The organism is Sphingomonas rhamnosi (genome assembly GCF_036663615.1).
In the GTDB taxonomy this organism is placed as follows: domain Bacteria; phylum Pseudomonadota; class Alphaproteobacteria; order Sphingomonadales; family Sphingomonadaceae; genus Sphingomonas.
The window spans coordinates 38,597-53,934 of record NZ_JAXOJJ010000010.1; the positions used below are offsets into that span (position 1 = coordinate 38,597).

Annotated in this window: 12 protein-coding genes; 6 read left to right on the forward strand and 6 right to left on the reverse strand. The window is 63.7% G+C overall.

All coding sequences use genetic code 11. The features are described 5' to 3' along the window. Genes U1701_RS17220 through U1701_RS17235 form a run of 4 tightly spaced genes read left to right on the forward strand, consistent with a single transcriptional unit; the run spans position 1 to position 3,890 of the window. On the forward strand, positions 1-1,089 hold the full coding sequence (locus tag U1701_RS17220) for a glycoside hydrolase family 5 protein (protein WP_332783810.1): 1,089 nt from the start codon (positions 1-3) through the stop codon (positions 1,087-1,089). 46 nt (positions 1,090-1,135) lie between these two features. Continuing rightward, positions 1,136-1,960: a polysaccharide pyruvyl transferase family protein gene (locus U1701_RS17225; RefSeq protein WP_332783811.1), complete on the forward strand. Its 825-nt coding sequence runs from the start codon at positions 1,136-1,138 to the stop codon at positions 1,958-1,960. After that, a complete protein-coding gene (locus tag U1701_RS17230; RefSeq protein WP_332783812.1) occupies positions 1,957-3,024 on the forward strand; it encodes a glycosyltransferase in 1,068 nt (355 codons plus the stop codon). Before U1701_RS17225 ends, U1701_RS17230 begins: the two co-directional genes overlap by 4 nt. Beyond that, positions 3,024-3,890 (forward strand): glycosyltransferase family 2 protein, encoded by an 867-nt coding sequence (locus tag U1701_RS17235; RefSeq protein ID WP_332783813.1) that lies wholly within the window; start codon positions 3,024-3,026, stop codon positions 3,888-3,890. Before U1701_RS17230 ends, U1701_RS17235 begins: the two co-directional genes overlap by 1 nt. Positions 3,891-3,914: 24 nt before the next feature. Here U1701_RS17235 and U1701_RS17240 read toward each other — a convergent pair whose 3' ends face one another. From U1701_RS17240 to U1701_RS17260, 5 genes are all read right to left on the reverse strand, one after another. Next, a complete protein-coding gene (locus tag U1701_RS17240) occupies positions 3,915-6,446 on the reverse strand; it encodes a cellulase family glycosylhydrolase (protein ID WP_332783814.1) in 2,532 nt (843 codons plus the stop codon). 84 nt (positions 6,447-6,530) lie between these two features. After that, complete coding sequence (locus tag U1701_RS17245) at positions 6,531-7,682, reverse strand: GumK N-terminal domain-containing glycosyltransferase (protein ID WP_332783815.1); 1,152 nt, start codon at positions 7,680-7,682, stop codon at positions 6,531-6,533. Further along, on the reverse strand, positions 7,679-8,743 hold the full coding sequence (locus U1701_RS17250; RefSeq protein ID WP_332783816.1) for a glycosyltransferase family 4 protein: 1,065 nt from the start codon (positions 8,741-8,743) through the stop codon (positions 7,679-7,681). The genes U1701_RS17245 and U1701_RS17250 overlap by 4 nt, the downstream gene beginning before the upstream one ends. Before the next feature lie 3 nt (positions 8,744-8,746). After that, positions 8,747-9,727, reverse strand: a complete 981-nt coding sequence (locus tag U1701_RS17255) for an NAD-dependent epimerase/dehydratase family protein (protein WP_332783817.1) — start codon at positions 9,725-9,727, stop codon at positions 8,747-8,749. Positions 9,728-9,934: 207 nt separating this feature from the next. Further along, on the reverse strand, positions 9,935-11,422 hold the full coding sequence (locus tag U1701_RS17260; protein WP_332783818.1) for a lipopolysaccharide biosynthesis protein: 1,488 nt from the start codon (positions 11,420-11,422) through the stop codon (positions 9,935-9,937). 174 nt (positions 11,423-11,596) lie between these two features. On the opposite strand from U1701_RS17260, the gene U1701_RS17265 reads away from it, so the two are divergent. Together U1701_RS17265 and U1701_RS17270 are read left to right on the forward strand one after the other, a co-directional pair. After that, positions 11,597-12,553, forward strand: coding sequence for a glycosyltransferase (locus U1701_RS17265; RefSeq protein WP_332783819.1), 957 nt, complete (start codon positions 11,597-11,599; stop codon positions 12,551-12,553). 332 nt (positions 12,554-12,885) lie between these two features. Continuing rightward, entirely contained in the window at positions 12,886-13,776 is an 891-nt protein-coding gene (locus U1701_RS17270) for a hypothetical protein (RefSeq protein ID WP_332783820.1), read from the forward strand. A gap of 144 nt (positions 13,777-13,920) precedes the next feature. On the opposite strand, the gene U1701_RS17275 is transcribed toward U1701_RS17270, so the two are convergent. Then, a partial coding sequence (locus tag U1701_RS17275; RefSeq protein WP_332783821.1) for an Ig-like domain-containing protein occupies positions 13,921-15,338 on the reverse strand: 1,418 nt, incomplete at its 5' end.

The window sequence follows — 15,338 nt, forward strand, 5'->3', positions numbered from 1 at the left end:
ATGCCGCGTCCGCTTCTTCCGATCGCGCTGGTCGCGGGCGCGTTTTTGGCAGCGGGCACGAGCCTGTGGGCGCTGGCCAGTCCGGCTGCGCTGATGATGACGGGGCAGGGCGCTGCGCAGAAGGCGCGTCCGGCGGCGCCGGCACGGCCCCTGCGCTATACCGGCCTCAATCTCGGCGCGGGCGGCTTCGCCTCGAAGCAGAAGCCGGCGCTTTACGGCAAGCATTACGCGTATCCCAATGCGCGCGAGGCGGCGCCGTTTGTCGCGGCGGGGATGAACATCGTGCGCGTGCCGGTGCTGTGGGACCGGCTGCAGGCGCAGCCGATGGCGCCGCTCGACGCGACCGAGATGCAGCGCATCGACGCCTCGTTCGCCGCCTTGTCGGGGTTCGATCGGATCATCCTAGATGTGCACAATTATGCTCGGTATCAGGGCGTGAAGATCGCCGATCCGCAAAGCGGCGCGATGCTCGCTGATCTGTGGACCCGCCTCGCCGAGCGTTATGGCAAGGACCCGCGCATCGTCTTCGGGCTGATGAACGAACCGCATGGCATCGATGCCCAAGCGTGGCGCGGCGTCGTCGATCAGGTGGTCAAGGCGATCCGCGCGACGGGCGCGCGCAATCTGGTGCTGGTGCCCGGCGTGCAGTGGACGGGGGCGTATAGCTGGACCGCCGGGGGCAGCCGATCAAACGCCGCGGCCTTTGCCAGTTTCCGCGATCCCGGCGGCAATTTTGCCTATGAGCTGCACCAATATGCCGATAGCAACTCATCGGGCACGCATAACGACTGTATCGATCCTGCGGCGGCCGCGCACCGGCTCGACAGCGTCACCGCCTGGCTCGAGACTCAGCATGCCCGCGCCGTCCTCGGCGAATTCGGCGTCGCCGCCAACCCGCAGTGCCTGGCCGCGCTGGAGGCGATGCTGGGGCGGATGGAGCAGTCCCCGGACGCGTGGCTCGGCTGGACCTATTGGGCGGGCGGCGCGTGGTGGGGCACGTATCCGTTCAGCATCCAACCCGACGCCAACGGCGCGAAACCGCAGATGCGGGTGCTGATGCGACATATTGCCGGCAGGAAGCGCATGTGACCGACCGATATCCACACGACCGATATTCGCAGCAGGGGAGGCCGAGGTGATCGACCGAGTATTGCATGCCGTCAAACGGCGGCTGACCGCTACCGATGCCAGCGCGCGCTTCACCGAAACCTTCCCGACGGTCGACGTCTTCGAATGGCGGCCGGGCGGGGGGGCGATCAATTTCGGCGATCACCTGGCCACCGTCGTCGTCGCCAAGGTGCTGGCGGACGGCGGCCACCTGCCGGGGGAACAGGTCGCGCGCGGGCGGCGCATGTTTTCCGTCGGTTCGGTCCTGCACTTCGCCTCGACCGGCGATGTCGTATGGGGCAGCGGCATCAATCGCAAGCTGCCCGACGATCGGCACGTCTTCGCCGATCTCGACGTGCGCGCCGTGCGCGGCCCGCGGACGGCGGCATTTCTGCGCGATCGCGGGATCAACGTGCCGTCCGTCTATGGCGATCCGGCGTTGCTGATCCCGCATCTGTTTCCGGGCCGTTTCGTCCGCCAGGCCCGCCACAAGGCGGTGTTCGTCCCCAATCTGCACGATCTGGGGCAGGTGACGACCGAGCTGCCCGTCATCTCGCCGCTCCAGGGCTGGAACCGGGTGGTCGAACAGATCGTGTCGGCGGAGCTCGTCGTCGCCAGTTCGCTGCACGGTCTGGTGATCGCCGAAAGCTTCGGCATTCCCGCCCGCTACGTCCGGCTGTCGGAAAACGAAAATCTGTTCAAATACGAGGATTACGCGTTCGGCAGCGGCCGCGACGAACTGCTGCCCGCCACCTCGATCGAGGCCGCGCTGGACATGGGGGGCATGCCGCCGGCGGTCATCGATACGCAGGGGCTGCTGGCGGCCTTTCCGTGGGACCTTTGGCAAGCATGATCACCGTCCTCGGATGGCCCGTCGGTACACCGGACGATCTGAACCCCTATGTCCGATTGATGTACCGCCGGTTCGTGCCGCCGGACGTCGCCTTGCTGGCGTACCGACCGCTGATGCGTCACGTGCCCGAGGCGGACCTGTTCCACGTCCAATGGCCCGAAGGCATCTTCGAAGGGCGCGGCGGCACCATTCCCTTGGTCGCCCTGGCCAAGGCGTTGCGCGTCTTGGCGACCGCCGACGCCGTTCGGCGTCGTGGCGGGGCAGTGGTGCTGACCGCCCACAACCTCATGCCGCATGGCACCCTGTCGGCGTGGCAACGCCGGCTATATGCGTGGTATGTCAATGCCCTGCTCGGCAAGGTCGATCTGATCATCGCACTGACCGCTAAAGGGCTCACGCTGTTCCGCGACCATTATCCGCGTGCCGCGCCGATTGCCGCCGAAGTCATACCCCATCCGCATTATCGCGAAAGTTACGTGTCCACCATATCCCGGCCGGACGCGCGCGCCGCCTTTCGACTGGCGCCGGCGGCAACTGTGATCGGTATCATCGGGTCGATCAGGGTGAGCAAGGGCATTCCCGACGCCATCGCCATGTTCTGCCGCGTCGCCCATGCCGACGAAATGCTGCTGGTTGCGGGCGAATGCGCCGACGAGGCGTTATGGCGGCAGGTGCAGGATGTCGCCGCACAGGATCCGCGCATCGTCATCCGACGTGGCCGGCTGAGCGACGCCGAGATGGCCGCCGCCTTCGCGGCCATCGATATATGTCTGATCCACCAGCAGGGCACGCTCAATTCCGGCACCGCGATGATGGCGCTCTCGATGGACACGCCGGTCGTCGCCCCCGCCGTGGGATCGCTCCCCGAACTGGCCAGGACGGTTGGCGGACAGTGGATGGCGCTGGCCGCGATCGATGCCGACGATGCCGACTATCGCGCGGCCTTCGACGCGACGGCGGCGGCGCGGGGGCGGCATTGCGACGCGCTCGACGCCTTTACCCCGGACGAATTGTCGAAGCGCATGCTGGAAAGTTTCACCCACTTGGCACGTAGGACGCTTTGATGAATCAACCTGGCATCTCGGTCATCGTCCCCACGTTCAACGACAGCGCGGCATCGAGCCGCTGTATCGCCGCTTTAAAGCAACAGGATTATGCCGGCGAGATCGAGATCATCGTTGTCGATAACGGTTCGCTCGTGCCGCCAACCGTTCCAAGGGACGTGACACTGTTGGTCGAGCGCAAGCCGGGCTCGTATAACGGCCGGAATTGCGGGATGGCGGCGGCGCGGCATGACATATTCGCCTTCACCGATGCCGACTGTCGCCCGCATCCGCAATGGTTGACCAACGGCGTCGCCGCCTTGCAGCAGATCAATGGCGTCGGGCTGGTCGGTGGGCGGATCGTGACCGTCGTCGACGGAGCGGGCGTGCCGACCATCCCCGAACTGTTCGAGGTCGCGATCGCCTTTCCCCAGGACACCTACATCGCCCATGGCCGCTACGCCGCCACGGCCAACATGATTACCACGCGCGAGACGATGGAACGGATAGGCCCGTTCGACGGACGCTTGATGTCGGGCGGAGACAAGGATTGGGGCTGCCGGGTCGCCGCGGCGGGGCTCGCCTTGATTTATGCCGCCGACGCCTGTGTCGATCATCCCGCGCGCGGGTCGCACGACGATGTGCGCCGCAAAGTACGCCGCATCGTCGGGGGCGAACGGGATCGGCGACCGTCTTGGCGCCAGGCGTCTGTCTTCATGGCCCGCCACATGCTGCCGCCACGGACGCGGATCGGCGCCGTGCTCAGGCTGCATGACGTGCCGTTCGGCCGGCGGCTCCTGGTGGCGTGCTATTGCGTGTTGATCAACTGGACCTACGCCTTCGATCGCCTGGCGCTGCAACTGCGCAAGTCCGCGTCGGAACGGTAGCGGCTGCCCCCCGAAGGGGGCAGCTTACAGCATGAAGTCGGCGACCTTCAGCGCGCTGCTGAACTGATCGAGGATCGCCGCGAAGTCGGCGACGCCGTCGCCGTTGACGTCGCCCTGCACCGTGACAATGGCGTGCCCGTCCGTCGTGCCGGATGAATAGCGCAACTCGCCGGCGCTGCCGGAGAAGGCGGCGTTGCCGATAAAGGCAAAGGCCTGGTTGCCGCCCTTGGCGGTGCTGGCATCGATCGCCGACAGGTCGAGCCGGTCGAGACCCTGGACGAAATCGGTAATCACGTCGGATGCGCTCTTGTTGCTGTCGGCCAGCGCGAACTTGAAGACGTCCTTGCCCGCCCCGCCGGTCAGCCGGTCGGCGCCCGCTCCACCGGTCAGCACGTCGTCGCCCGCGCCGCCATCCATCCGATCGGCGCCTTTGCCGCCGTCGATCGTGTCGTTCCCGGCGCCGCCACTCAGCGTGTCGTTGCCGGTGCTGCCGGTCAGCACATTGGCGAGAGCATTGCCAATCCCGGTCTGCCCCCCGGTGCCGGTCAGGATCAGCTTTTCGACATCGGCGCCGAGCGTGAAGTTGGCAATGCCTGATTTTACGGTATCGATGCCGCCACCCGCCTGTTCGGTCACGACGTCGCGGATATTGTCGACGACATAGCTGTCGTTACCCGTCCCGCCGATCATCGTATCCGCACCGGTGCCGCCGTCGAGCACGTCGTTGCCATCGCCACCGTCCAGGACGTCGTTACCGTCCTTGCCCAGAAGATAGTCGGTGCCGGCCATGCCCCATAGATGGTTGGCGCCAGCATTGCCGGTCAGGCTGTTGGCTTGCGCGTTGCCGCGACCGGACTGGTCGCCAATTCCCTGCAGCAACAGCTTTTCGACATTGGCGCCCAGCGTGTAGCTGGCCAGCGTGGTGCGGACGGTGTCGCTGCCTTCGCCCGCCTGCTCGATGACCATATCGCCAGCGGCGTCGACGACATAGCTATCGTCGCCCGTCCCGCCGATCAGCCAGTCGGCGCCTTTGCCGCCGTCGAGATAATCGCCGCCGCCGCCGCCCACGAGCATGTTCGCCCGGTCATCGCCGGTGATCTGGTCCCCGCTGCTTCCGCCGATCATATTCTCGACGTTGCGTAGCGTCACCGCGCCATTGCTGACTAGGACGGCGCCAGTGACAAGATTGGCGACGATCCGCGACGATGCCGCGGCAAAGTCCGCGGTGTCGACGCCATCGCCGCCATCCATCGTGTCGCGGCCACTGCTCAGCACCAGCCGATCGTCGCCGGCCCCGCCCTGCAGCAGATTGACGCCTGCATCGCCCTTCAACACATCGGCAAAGCCCGAACCGGTGACGTTCTCGATGCCCGTCAGCGTATCGCCCTGGGCGTCGCCGTCACGCTGCGACGCCGCTGCAAGGTCGATCGTCACGCCGGCCGACGATCCTGCATAGCTGCTGCTATCCAGGCCCGTCCCGCCGTCGATCCGGTCGGCGCCCGCGCCGCCCTCGATCACGTCATTGCCCTGATGGCCGTTCAGCACGTTGGCCCGCGCGTTGCCCGTTAGCTTGTCGCCGCTGGCGGTGCCGTTGATGACGACGCCGTCGCCCGAACCGACCGCCGCATCCTCAGCCGCCGCCAGCGCGATATGCTTTTCGAGGACGTCTAGCTGCGCGCTCTCGCTGCCATCCTTGTCGCGCAGCGCCAGGATATAGTCGCCCCACCACGGCCCGGCGCCCCAATAGGTCGCTTCCAGACCAGCGTCGCGCACTGCGGTGAGAAAATTGTCAAGGACAACGAGCCAGCGCGGATCGTTGTCCGGCACCGCGAATTCGCCGATCATGCCTTGCGCACCCCGTTCGGCGAGCCAAGCGACGAAGCCCTGGATCGCCTTGGCGCCCATTTCCGGCGTGGCGCCCTGCTGGTCGTAGCTCTCGCCATAGGTGCCCGACGACCAGCGGTCGAAATAGATATGCGCCTGGTAGACGATGAGGTTCGCCGGATCCTGGATGTCGAGGGTGGGGTTGTTCGCCGCCCACCCCTTGGCGGCGGCATAATTGTTGCCCTCGACATAGATCTTGGTGTTCATATCGACGGTGCGAATCGCATCGACCGCAGCCTGTGCCGCCTGCGGCCAGGCTTCCATGTTACCCATCTTGTTCGGCTCGTTCATCAGGTCATAGCCATAAACCGATTTGATGTCGCCGATCTCGGTTGCCAGCTTCTTCCAGAAATCGGCGAACTGCGCGTTGGGGACTTCGGGCGAGCCGATCTTGTCACCCTCGTAGCTGCCGAAATTGTGAATATCGACGATCACCTTGACGCCGGCGGCATCGGCGGCGGCTAGGAATTTTTTTAGGCGGCCGAGTTCGACGATGTCGAGTTCGCCATTGGCAGTGTGCTGCAGCCGCTCCCACTTCACCGGCAGGCGAACCAACTCGACGCCGCGATCAGTATAATATTTTATGTCCGCTGCCGACGGATAGATATACGAATATCCGTAGGCGTTGCCGCCATTACCGAATTCCGCGCCCGACAGGTTAACCCCGATCATTTCCCGAACTTCCTTTTCCGGTGTTGGGGAAGGAATAGCTAACGGGCTCACTGCTAACTGATAGCGAATCGAGTAAACATTTAATTAGGCACGATTTTCGTGGAGATAATTGATCGCGATGGCGGGATAGCGGCGTGGCTCGACTACGAGTTTTGCAACTTCCTGCCACGTCAGGAAGGTGCGCGGAGCAATCGTTCCTGCAGCCGCCAAGGCCGCCGTCATGGCGCTGCCGATCGATCCGGCGTCCCCCGGCGTATAGCCGAACCGGCTGGCGACGTCACCAACCGCAAAGGAGGGGCACACCGCGGGCAAGGCAAAATATTCGTATTGCGCCATCTTCAGGCTCGATTCCGCCAGATATTCGACACCGGGGGCAGGGCGGTAGGGGGCGACGCCGATCGTGGCATGCTTCACATAAGGCAGCGTATCGACGAACTTCATCTCGGCATGGATATGGACGTTTGCCGGCGCGTCGAACGTCGTCCCGCAACCGATGACATGGAAATCGACATCGGGGAACTGCGCCGCGGCAAGCTGGAAGACGCCGGGATCGAACAGCATCGATCCGACCGACACGGCGGTCCGTCTGCCCGGCGCATAGGGGCTGGGGCCGATGCCGGCGAAATCCTTGGGCTCGATGCCGAACTCGGCGCGGTACAGCTTCCCCTTGGCCCATTGGAAATCCGACGCCATCTTTGGCGAGCGCAGACAGACATGGTGGATCAGCGCGGCGTCCGCCTCCAGCCGCTCGCGGATAAACGGATGCGCGCCGACCGTATCCAGCCGATCGGTGGCATAGTAGATGATCTTTACGTCGGGATTGAGCCGTTTGATCCGCCGCATGAAGATCGCCGCAACACTCGATTCCAGAACGACATAATCCGCGGCACGAATGAACGCATCGAACTGCCGGTCGCGCATTTCGGCATATAGCGGGTAGAGCCGCGCCATGGCCGCATTGAGCAGCTTGTTGCCCGACTGAAACGGATGCACTGCCGTCCGCCACAGATAGCAGCGGATGCCGTTGACCGTTTCGACCTGGTTGGCCTTGTCCCACAGGAACATGCGGGAATCGCCCGTGATCTTCGACAGTCGGCTGAACCGGGTGGAAACGAACGATACGTCGTAGCCGGCCGCGACCAGCCCGTCGGCGACCTGCTGGATGCTGGCGCGCTTCGCGGTCCGATAATCGTGATAGGCGGACAGGAAGACGACGTTGCGCCCGCTCGCGCTCATGCCCGCTGCTTCACGTTCAGCCCGGCGCGATAGAGCGAGAGGATCTCGTCCGCCCGATATTCCCAGGTAAAGGTATGGCGCAGCGCCTCGACCGCAGCGGCGTCGACGCGGGCATCGACCGCGGCGGCAAGCAGGCGGGCGAGAGCCGGCACGTCGCCGACGTCATAGGTGCTGTCGACCTTGCCCACGCTGGCGATCGCCAGATTGCCCGGAATACGCGAACAGACGATCGGCATGCCGGCCATCAGCGATTCGAGCAGCACCGTCGGCAGACCTTCCTGCTCGGACGCCAGCACGAAGACATGCCCACCCGCCATCATTGCCGCGACGCCATCGTCATCGACGAAGCCGTGAAAGGTCACCCGATCGGCGACCCCCTTGTCCTTGGCGAGCGCCTCGAGCGCGTCGCGCTCCTGGCCCTTGCCGACGATGTGCAGATGCCCCTCAGCCAGCACCGGTTCGGCGAGCGCGCGGATGACGTCGTCGATCCGCTTGACCTTGTCGAGCCGACCGATCGACAGGATTGCCGGATGACCCGCCATCCTGGCTGGCGCGGCGGGCGTGATGAGGTCGGACGCGGTGATGCAATTGGGGATGATCGAGGTTCGGGCGGCAGAGATGCCGCGGTCCTTCAACCAGCCGAACCAGGCGTCGGTCAGCAGGATCGTCTGTGATCCCTTTTCGAGCAGGAACTTCTCGGCCGTCCGATCCCACACCGCCTTGGTGAGCGCGTTGATCGGATTGTGCGGCGTGTAGAAGGCGTGCGGCGTATAGAAGAACGGCTTGCCGCGCCGCGCCGCGCCAATCGCACCGCGCACCGCATAGCTCGAGCGCGCGCCATGAACATGGACGATGTCGGCCCAGGCGAGATGCGGCGTCAGTTCAGCCGCGGTCGCCCGCGCGGTTGTGTAAGGCGTTTGGATATCCTCGGCATCGGGCGCGACCACGCGCACTTCGCATCCCTTCGCGGCGAACGCGCGGGCGAGCCCGTGAATATGACGGGCGGTACCACCACCGCCCAATAGCGGCTGAAAGTCCTTGTGGACCTGAAGAACCTTCATCGATCAGGCCGCCTGTTCGGTATCGACGATCTTATAGCCCAAATCGCGCATGATGCTGGCGACGGCGCGGCGTGCTGTCCATTGCGGCGTCCAGTTGCGCCGGGTCTTCAGCTTGGTCGGATCGCCCAGTTGCTGCATGCGATCGATCTTGCGGAACCGCGTGGGGTCGCTTTCGATGCGCACATCGACGCCCATCAGTTCGCCCATCAGCGCGACCAGATCGCCGACCGACATCTCGTCGCCCGTGCACAGGTTGAAATATTCGACCGCTTCGCCTTCCGGCAGTCCTTCGAGCAAGGCAACGAAGCCGGCCGCGCTGTCCTCCACGAAGATATAGTCGCGCTTGGGCTTGGTGTTGCCGAGCTTCACCACCGGGTTCGCTTCGCCGGTGCCGATCTGCTCAAGAATGTCGGGGATCAAATGGCCGTTGGGATCGCCGGTGCCGATCGTGTTGAACAGGCGAGCGATGTGCACCCGTGCGCCGGTGCGCGCCGCCCAGCCGGCGAGCTGATATTCGTTCGACAATTTGGTGATCGAATAGACGTCGGTCGCCCCGGTCAGCGTCTGGCCTTCGTCGAGCGGGCCATCATCCCAGCGATAGACCGCGCCCGACGAGGCGAAAACAATGTTCTTGATGCCGGCCGCGGCAGCGCCGTCCAGCAGCGCCTGCGTGCCGAGCACGTTGACGTCGAAGGCGAGATGCGGTTCGCGCTCGCAGGTCGGGATATGATGCACGGCGGCCAGATGGAGGATCGCATCGGGCCGCTGTTCGGCGAGCACGGCGGCGATCGCCTGCTGGTCGCGAATATCGACGTTGACCGGGATGATGCCGTCCGACGCCTCGGGCAGGGGCAAGCCAACATAACCGTTGTCGGCAATGATTACCCGGACGCCCCGGTCACGTAGGATCGCGGCCGCGCGCGAGCCGATAAAGCCGGCGCCGCCGGTGATGAGCACCGTCTGGAACGGAAAAGTGTCGGTCATCGGTAGAACCCCCATGAAATCGTTGGCCGCACGGTGTGTGACCGCTTTGCCATAAGCCTACCGTCACATGCCGCAGCGCACAAGATTAACGCTCGGACAATCCGAAACAATAGCCGCTATGACATCGATACTATAAACATGACATCGGGGTTCTCGGCGACAGATCTGACGCTTTTGCCGTAATATTGGTGTTGGCCGCATGCCTTGTCATCGCGATCGGCCACGCAAACCATGCCAGCGCTGCGCTGCGGCTCCGCGGATCGTCACCGCGAGCTGACGGCCGATCGTTCCCAGCAAGGCGGCCGGCGCCGTCACCATCAGGATCACGATCCAGGGCAGCAACGCCACTCCCGCCGCCAGCAGCACCAGCACGTCCGGCAGATCCGCCGACCGCGCCATGGCGACCACCGGCGCGCAGATCAGGATGACGGTCAGCGCCAGCAAGACGCCCGCCCGATGGACCCGCAACAACGGCATCAGGGCGACGCCCACCCTTTGGCAGCAGGCCAAGGTGATCGCGATATAGGCGATGATCACGCTTATGCTGACCGCCAGCGCGACCCGCGTGATGCCACCGGGCATGGCGACGAGGCAGCCGCCGACAACCAGCACCGCATACAGCGCCTGCGTCCAGATCATCTGCCGGGTCGCCCCCAAGGCGCGCTGTACCGAGCCGCTGATCTTCATCCCAAGCCGGAAAAAGGTAGCGACCGCCAGGATCGAAAACGGCAGAATCACATCGTGCCATTTCGGGCCGAGGACTATGCCGATCACTTCGGGCGCCAACACATAGAGCAAGGCCGACACCGGCAGGCCGAACAGCGCGGTCAGTTCGAGCCCCTGCAGATAGGCGCGGCGTAGCCGTTCCGGCTCGCTTTGGACCGAGGCGAGGGCGGGAAAAACGAGGCGTTCGGCGATCGTGCCATACAAGTCCGCCGGTATGTTCATCAGATTGTAGGCGCGGGCGTAGAGGCCGAGCGCAGCCGCGTCGAGAGAATGACCAACCAACGCATTGTCGCCGCGCAGCGCGGCGAAGTTCAGCAGCCGCGACGCGGAAAAGCCCGATCCGCGCTTCAACAGGCGGGCCGTGACCGCCCGATCGAACAGAGGGCGCATGGGCGGACGGACGATCGTCCACAACCACAGCGCCGCGACCCCGGTTTCCACCAGCGTCGCGGCGACCAGCGCCCAATAGCCGTAGCCCATCACCGCCAGGCCAACGCCTACCAGCCCGGTACCGGCAAGTTTTGCCGCAAAGCGCGCGATAACCACCCGGCGCGCCTCGAGCCTACGGACGAGCAATGCCTCCGGAACGACGCCAATCGCCTGAATCAGGAACATCAGGGCGAGTATCCGCAGCACGGTGGTCAGCGCGTCCATGTCGAGCAGCATCGCGGCGACCGGCGCCAGCAGGACGGTCGCCAAGGCATAGGCAACAGCATTCAGCCCGATCACCGTCACCCCCGCCCGCACGTCGCGCTCCGTCAGCCCGGGCAATTGCACCAGCGTTGCGCCGACCCCCAGCTCGACCAGTAATTGCGCCAGCTGGATGACGATCATCGCCGCCGCGACTACGCCGAAGTCGGCGGGGTCGAGCAAGCGGGCCAATGCCGCGGTAAAGCCAAGTTCGACGACCCGCTGGCCGAGCTGGATGACGCTGATCCAGCTCGCGTTGACGACCAGCATGCGCTTCATGACGTGACACTCATCGGTTCGAGCAGGGGGACCGGGGGGTTGCCCGGGCCGCATGGCTCGGCCCGCCGTGGGACAGTGATTTGCGACCGCAATTTTATCTCAAACGCTTATGGTGCATGCTGAGGTGAATAAGGGGGCAGATCGATCGTGCAAGAATCATTAGCGCCGGCACCGTTGGTATCGATCGTCACGATATTCTACAATCGTGCGGCGTCCGTAGCGGAATCGATCACCAGCCTGTTGACCCAAGAAGGGGCGGATTTCGAGATCATCGCCATAGACGATGGTTCGACCGACGACACCCTCGCTCGCTTGCGCGCCATCACCGATCCCCGGCTCATTGTTGTGCCGCAGGCCAATAGCGGCTTCACCCGCGCCATGAATGCCGCGATCGCGCTGACGCGGGGACGCTATATCGCCGTCCATGGTGCCGGCGACATCTCCCTGCCGACGCGGATCGCCCGTCAGGCCGCAATTCTCGACGCCCGGGCCGAGGTGGGCGTGGTCGGCTGCCACGTTCAGAACGATGCCAAAATCGGGTCGGATAGCTACGTGGTCCGTCCACCGGACGCCCTGCCGTTTTTCCAAACTCTGCTCGAGCGCAACCTGTTCACCCATGGTGAGGTCATGTTCCGGAGCGACGTCTTCAATACGGTGGGTGGGTATCGCGAGATGTTCACCTTCGCACAGGATCGCGACCTGTGGTTGCGCATCAGCCGGCATACGGATTATGCGATCGTGCCCGAAGTCCTGTATATCCGGCGACGTTTCGCAGACGGCGTGAGCAGCGATCCGCACAAGCTGTTGCTGCAAGCCTATGCATCCGATTTTGCCGTACAGCTCGCCAGCGCCGGCGGCGAGCGAGACCTGTTGGCCCTTTACGGGCCGTTGGCGGCGTTCCTCCGCAAGAAATCCCCTAGGCTTGCCCGAACCATCGCCTGGACCGGCGCAAGGCGCATGGTAATGGGCGACAAGGTCACCGGCTGGTCGTTGGTAACGACCGCGCGCGCCGAATGCTTGACGCGTCAGGTCGCGATGATCTGGCTGTTGGGCGTTACTCACCGGATACCGGGCGTGTGGTCGATTGCCCGGTCTGTATTGGCGCGCCGCCTGCAAGCGTTCGATCGCTGACCGGCCGCGGGAATCAGCATCCTACACGGTACTTGGCGGAACGCTTGCCACGCCGGTTTTGCTGCGCCTTTGGGTCCAATCCCCGGCCCGAATAGGCCCATTATGTTGCCTATCTTGTCTGCCGATCAAGATCGCTGGGTTGGTTCGCGCTCCCGGGTAAGCCTTTGGTTCCCTGGTTAATCACTTACCGGAAAGTGTATTAATTTAGGACACTTGGTCCTATGGCGCGTTCGATCGCCAATTTAGTTGACAAGTTCTTAATCAGACTCCACTGGGGATCAAACCATTAACGTTTCGTTAACGGTAAAATTCACCGAAAGAGGGATGTTAACATGGCCGCGAATTCGACTTTGGTTAAGGGCGCGACGTTTACGGAATTTGGTCTCGACGCCTCGCCGGACGGCACGGGCGACGCTGGTGACGTGCTGGCAGGTACCGCCGGCGCCAACGCCTATTACTTCGACAACACTCGTGGCGGCGCCTCGGTCGGCGACAAGCTGTTCGAAAACTTCGGGTTGAACGATTCGCTGCTCGCCGGCTCCGAGATCTTCGACGGCAACAACGATGGTTACATCGTTCTCGGCGCCAATGCGCGCCTCGACGTCGAGCGTTCCAGCGCGACGAAGGGCGGGACGGCGCAATTCAACATGATTAACGAGAGCGGTGAGTCGATCTACGCCATGCGTGAACTCGGCAGCAAGGGCGGCGCCGGTGCCAACGGCGCATTCGTCTATGCCGATGCGGCAACGCGCGTCGATCTCTACAATTCGCTCAACTCGTCCAACCAGTTGACCCCGGATCATAGCGCGTTGAACGAATTTCTCTATTCGGGCGCTACGGCAAACGTGATCGAGGGCACCGTTGGCGACAACACGCTGACTGGCACGTCGGGCAGCGATTATTTCCTGTTCGACACCGCGCTTGGTCTCAATCTGGGCCGCGACACGATCAGCAACTTCGGTGCCGGTGACGTGATCGTGACCACGAGTGAGATCTGGAACCAGAACACCAATGGCGAGATCACCTACGGCACCAACCGCGTTCTCGATCTTCCTGGTTCGAATGGCGGCGTTTATTCGGATCCCTCGCAGAACCCCGGCGGTCAGATCGTATTCGGTAGCGCAGGGTCGCCGACTCCGAGTTCGCTGACGATCCTGGGTGAGCAGGTCATCGAAGGCCACACCTATTATTATTACGGCTTCCCGGAAGGTGCCTCTGCTTAATCGGCAGCATCACCGTTGGACATGCAAAAGGCGCGCTCGCAAGAGCGCGCCTTTCTTGTTTGATATTATCAGGCGGCGCGTCAGAAACAGTATCAGTCATGAGAAGAGCCGGGCCTGACGCCCGGCTCTTCTGTATACAACCTGCTAGAATCCTAGCGTCGCCAGGCCGCCGGTCGAGCCTTCGAGGCTGTAGACATAATAGCTGACGCCATCGTGGATGACAGACCCGTCGAACTCGAGTGTGTTGACGGCCGCGCCTGTCGTGTTGAAGATGTTGACATGACCTGCGTCGCCAATGGTCTGCGGCGTCTTGCCCAAATCAAATTGCGCGCCGGCGCCGGATCCGACGATCCCGTCATGATCGCCATCGCTCAGGGCGGTGGTCGTGACGAGGATGTCCTTCTTGCCCATGTTAACGATCGTGTCGTCGCCGAGGTCAAAGCCGAGAGCGGTGTCGAAAAAGAACTTCTGCACTCCTTTATCGACGATATCGCCTGACATGCGATCATTACCCAACAGGCTTTCGAGTGTGCCCTCAGGCTTCACCGCGCCATCGGCATAGACATGCGCACCGTCCATCGCGGCGCCGAGATAGCGCAGCGAACTTACGTCGGTCAGGATGAGCACGTCGCCCGTGTTGGTGCGATCGACCCGCAGCCTGTTACCGCTGAAAGTGATCAGGCCATCGCCATTGCCGTCGTTCAGCGCGTTGCTGAAGATCAGCACATCGCTACCCTCCAGATTGACGACGGTGTCATTGCCCGATTTCTCGTTCACGTCGAAGTAGAAGGCGTTGGCCCCCCTCGGCCCCGTCAACACCTCACTGGAGGAAGCGGAGCCGTCGATCGTCTGGTGCGCGGCGAGCAGTTTTTCGAGCGGCGACGACCCGGACGGCGGCGCCGTCACGTTGATCGATACCAGCGCGGTGTCGGCAGCCTTGCCGTCGGACGCGCTGTAGGTGAAACTGTCTGCGCCGCTATAGTCAGTGTCGGCAGTGTAGACAAAGCTGCCATCGGCCAACAGCTTGAGGGTGCCATGGGCAGGACCATTGATCAGCCTTGCCGTCAGCGCGTCGCCATTGGCGTCCTTGTCGTTGGTCAGCACGTTACCGGTCAACAGTGCGCCAGCTTCGACGCTGCCGGCATTGTCGGCCACAGCGACCGGGGCAGTGTTGGGCTTGGAAGTGACGGTGATCGTCACCTTGGCAGCGTCGGATGCCGAACCGTCCGACGCCAAATAAGTGAAGCTGTCTGTGCCGGTGAAATCGACATCGGGGACATAGGTGAAGCTGCCGTTACTTGCCAACTGGAGCGCGCCGTGGCTCGGTCCGGTGGCCAGGATGCTGGTGAGGGCGGCGCCGGTGCCGCTCTTGTCGTTGCTCAGCACGTTGCCAGTGACCGCGGTCCCGGAGACCGCCGAAACCGCATCGGCGAGCGCGATCGGCACCGGCGCGCTGACCTTGAGCGTAACCTTGGCATTGCTCGACGAATGGCCGTCGCTTGCGGCATAGGTGAACGTGTCGGTGCCCACAAAGCCGGTCTTGGCGGTATAAACGAAGCTGC